A 1,319-nucleotide genomic window follows, 5' to 3' on the forward strand; every position below is an offset into this window, starting at 1 on the left:
CCTGACAGGTGTAGGTTTTTTACAACTAGGAGGAGTTACAAGCATAAAAAGCATCCACAGGAGTTTGAGGGAAGGAGCTCCAACGCTCAAGATGTATGGTTCGATTGTTGAGTAGATTAGCCATCAGAGTCACAAAGCCTTTAAGAAAACAAGACAAATGACGCCCTTTTTTGAGGCTCGGAGGCTGATTTAAAACAATATGTCCAGGAGGAAGTTGTTGAAAATTTGAGGCAAGCGATTGATTTTCGTGAGTGCCACCCAGGAACACCATCCACAAAGTGGCAACAGCCAGCACTAACCACATTCGTTCGGCTCGTTGTGGTGAGAGTAAACGTGTATTATGCCATTGCCAGCCATCGGATTTGAAATCGCGGTAAACACATTCGGTACAAGAACGTAGTCCATACCAGAGAACGTTTGCTTCTTGGGGTTTGAGGTCTGTCAGAATCAACCAGGGGTCTTTGTAGTCTAGATCCCAACGAGCTAGGAGTGTACAAGACAGAGGATTAGTTTTAAAACATACGACTTCGGCAGACCATGATTCTCCACCTTGACGAACCAAATGTGCCAGTGGCTGCCATGTCTGTTGAGAGGGTAAACGATAAGTTCCTTGATGGTTAATGCGTAGAAATGGATGCCAGCCTACACTTTCAATCAATTGATATAGCCAATCAGCATACAATCCTCGGTCAGCGGCAACTATCACCCTAAAGTTTGGTGGAATCACACCTTGAACCTGAGAAATCTGTTTTTGCCAATGAGGTTTCCAACTTCCTGGTTCTGTGGCTCCGACAATACACCACGCTACAGGAATTCCCGACCCACCCAATAAGATGTTCATCGACAGAACTGTGAATTTATCCCCGATGCTAGTGGCATCTAATGCCAAGGCAATGTCCTCAACATTTTTCGGCAGTAAACTTAGTACCCACAACAGTAATGGAGCAAAACAACGACTCACATCCAACTCACGACGATGAACTCCTTTTTTAGCTGGGGCTTCTTGATACCATTCTTTTAATCGCTGACGGACTGTGTTCGGCTTTTCTCCGTTGAGCCCAGCAATAAAATGCGAAACTTGGGTTAAGCTGCTAGATTTGGTCATGACTACGCCAAAGCTCCAAGTCGCTAAGCCAATCGCTTGAGGTATCGACAGGTGAGGCATTTGTTTGGACACTATACATGACCAATCCTTGAGATGCTTATTTTTCAGCATTTAGGTTTTCACGCCCGGCCACGTGTTTCGTTGAATCACCCTTATTTTCGCCTGGTTTAATTGACTTTATACTACCCGGTCGTAAAAAACCTACACCTGTCAG

Annotated in this window: 1 protein-coding gene; it reads right to left on the reverse strand. The window is 45.0% G+C overall.

Annotated features, from left to right (window positions below; translation table 11 throughout):
- Nucleotides 1-25 precede the first annotated feature (25 nt).
- A complete protein-coding gene (locus tag QUA25_RS29220; protein ID WP_333043193.1) occupies nucleotides 26-1,216 on the reverse strand; it encodes an endonuclease in 1,191 nt (396 codons plus the stop codon).
- Nucleotides 1,217-1,319 lie beyond the last annotated feature (103 nt).

Source organism: Microcoleus sp. Pol17C6 (assembly GCF_036701145.1).
GTDB lineage: Bacteria > Cyanobacteriota > Cyanobacteriia > Cyanobacteriales > Microcoleaceae > Microcoleus.

What these genes read in the sequence shown, in the direction of transcription:
- QUA25_RS29220 (WP_333043193.1), bottom strand. Translation starts at nt 1,216, where the DNA reads ATGCTGAAAAATAAGCATCTCAAGGATTGGTCATGTATAGTGTCCAAA.